This is a genomic window from bacterium (assembly GCA_027622355.1).
GTDB lineage: Bacteria > UBA8248 > UBA8248 > UBA8248 > UBA8248 > JAQBZT01.
Map to the genome: position 1 here is coordinate 1 of JAQBZT010000327.1, position 2,835 is coordinate 2,835.

Sequence of the window (2,835 nt, forward strand, 5' to 3'; positions counted from 1 at the left end):
GCCGCCCGCATGGGCGGCGTTCTCCTTCCGCACCGTCAGCAACACGCCCGCCGCCTGATCGCCCCCCATCACCGAGATGCGCGCGCCGGGCCACATGAAGAGCAGCCTGGGATCGTAGGCCCTTCCGCACATGCCGTAATTTCCCGCCCCGAAGGAGCCGCCCGCGATCACTGTGAACTTGGGGACGGCCGCGTTCGAGACCGCCTGGACCATCTTGGCGCCGTCCTTGGCGATGCCCCTGGCTTCGTATTCCCGGCCCACCATGAAGCCGGTGATGTTCTGGAGAAAGAGGAGGGGAACCCCCCGCTGGCTGCAGAGCTCGATGAAGTGGGTGCCCTTCAGCGCGCTCTCGCTGAAGAGAACGCCGTTGTTCGCCAGAATCCCGACCGGGATCCCCTCGATGCGGGCAAAGCCGCAGACGAGCGTTTTTCCGTATTCCGCCTTGAACTCGCCGAGGCGGCTCCCGTCCACGAGGCGGGCGATCACCTCGCGCATCTCGAAGGGCTGGCGAGGATCCGCGGGCAGGATGCCGTAGAGTTCCGCCGGATCGTAGGCGGGCGGCTCGGGCGCCTCGAGGCGGAAGGGAAACGTCTTCTTGTAAGGGATGGCGGCGAGCACGCCCCGTGCGATACGCAGGGCGTCGGCGTCGTCCTCGGCCATGTGATCCACCACCCCCGACACCCGGCAGTGCACCTCGGCGCCGCCGAGCGTTTCGGCGTCCACCTCCTCGCCCGTCGCCGCCTTCACCAGGGGCGGCCCCCCGAGAAAGATGGTGCCCTGCCCCCGGACGATGATCGACTCATCGCACATCGCCGGCACGTAGGCGCCCCCCGCCGTGCAGCTTCCCATCACGGCCGCGATCTGCGGGATGCCCTCGGCGCTCATCCGCGCCTGGTTGTAGAAGATGCGCCCGAAATCATCCCGATCGGGGAAGACCTCATCCTGCATCGGGAGATAGGCGCCCCCCGAATCCACCAGATAGACGCAGGGCAGGCGGTTCTCCCGCGCGATCGCCTGGGCGCGCAGATGCTTCTTCACCGTGAGGGGAAAGTAGGTGCCCCCCTTCACCGTCGCATCGTTCGCCACAACGACCGCTTCGCGGCCCGCGATGCGCCCGATGCCGGTGACGATCCCGGCGGCGGGCACCGGGGTGCCGTAGACATCCTGCGCCGCAAGGGGGGAGAGTTCGAGAAAAAAACTTTCCGGGTCGATCAGCTCCCGGATGCGCTCGCGGGCCGTCATCTTCCCCCGGCTGCGGTGCTTCTCCACCGCCTCGGGCGGGCCGCCCTCCGCCGCCGCGGCGAGCGCCTCGCGGAGTTCCCCCACGAGGGCGCGGTAGCGCTTCTCCCGCTCGCGGAAGCCCGGCTCGGCCGTGCGGATGTCGGAGATGATCTTTTCCATGAAAGCGATTGTAGCCTGCCCGGGCGCCCCGGAAAAAGGGAGCGCGGCTAGCCGTAGGGGAAGATGAAGGGATACTCGGGAATGGCCAGCGCCGCCGCCGCTTTGCGGTCCGCCTCCGTCGCCCAGGCCATGAGAACGGGGCAGGGCGAAGCGTCCACCAGCGAGGCCGCCGTCCCGCCCATCGAAACGTCGATCGGGCCGCGCTTGCTGTGGGAGCCGATGATGAGCAGGTCGGCGCCGATGCTCTCCACGAAGTGGAGAATCTGCTCGTCCGGCTTTCCGCGGAAAAGCTGCGGCGCGGCATCCACCCCCGCATCCCCGAGCGGCGCCATGAAGCGGTTGAGTTTCTCCTCGAGGGTTTCCACCTCCGGTAAAAGAGCCACCGGCGCCTCGACGCTGACGACTTCGAGGCGGGCGCCCGCGCTCTGGGCGAGGCCCATGGCGATTTCGCGCGCTCTCAGTGCGATGGGGGTGAAGTCGATGTAGCGCTGCAATGCGACGGCAAGAACGATCCGAGAGTAGGACATTTCCCCTCCTCTCTCCATTCTGCCACTTCCGGGGATGCGATTTCGTCCGGCCGGTTCAGACGAAAAAATAGGACGGACGGTGCGTTACTTGGGTCGGCCCTCCCGTGGGCACCGTCTCCGGCAGCCCGCTAATGCACCGTCCGCCCGCCCTGGAAAATAGCAATAAGCGGACCAAATGGTCTTAATTATGATGCCCTGATAATATACTGATTTTATTTTTGTTACATGTATCCTTTCCGCCGGGATCGGCCGAAACGTCTGGCATGAGATACTTTATCCCATCAAGCATGCCCCAAATGGGCTATTTCGCCTCATTCCTGGCGCGCCGCCGGGAAATCCATCCGCTATCCCCATTTTTCCGCAGTTGCGGGAGCCCCCCCGGCTGGCTACAGTTCCAACCAATCCCGCCACCGCAAAAAGATGGAGACCGCTTGCGCCCATCACCCTTTGAGCCGATCGCGCAGCTGGCGCCGCGGATCGCCGCGGGCGAGGTCCGCCCGAGCGAGCTCGTGGAGGCCTGCCTGCGCCGCATCGCGGACAAGGACGCCGAGATCAACGCCTTCATCACCCCGGCCTTCGACATGGCCCGGGAAGCCGCCGCCGCGCGGGAAGCCGAGATCGCCCGCGGCGAGGTCCGCGGCCCGCTTCACGGCATCCCGTTCGCCATCAAGGACCTGTTCGATCTCGAAGGCCTCCCCATGACAGCGGGGAGCAAGATTCTCAAGGACAACATCTCCGCCTCGACCGCCACGAGCGTCCAGCGGCTCATCGCCGCTGGCGCGGTCATCGTCGGCAAGACCAACCTGCAAGAGTTCGCCCGGGGGGGAACCGGCGCCGACAGCTTCTTCGGGCCCACGCGCAACCCCTGGGATCTCGATCGCTCCCCCGGCGGGAGCACCAGCGGCTC

At 66.5% G+C, this 2,835-nt stretch carries 3 protein-coding genes; 1 reads left to right on the top strand and 2 read right to left on the bottom strand.

Annotated features, from left to right (window positions below; genetic code table 11):
- Together O2807_14240 and O2807_14245 are read right to left on the bottom strand one after the other, a co-directional pair.
- Window positions 1-1,401: methylcrotonoyl-CoA carboxylase (locus O2807_14240; GenBank protein MDA1001662.1), on the bottom strand; the 1,401-nt coding region annotated here is incomplete at its 3' end.
- A 47-nt stretch (window positions 1,402-1,448) separates the two neighbouring features.
- Window positions 1,449-1,928: a universal stress protein gene (locus O2807_14245; GenBank protein ID MDA1001663.1), complete on the bottom strand. Its 480-nt coding sequence runs from the start codon at window positions 1,926-1,928 to the stop codon at window positions 1,449-1,451.
- Between the two features lie 431 nt (window positions 1,929-2,359).
- Here O2807_14245 and O2807_14250 point away from each other — a divergent pair.
- A partial coding sequence (locus tag O2807_14250; protein ID MDA1001664.1) for an amidase occupies window positions 2,360-2,835 on the top strand: 476 nt, incomplete at its 3' end.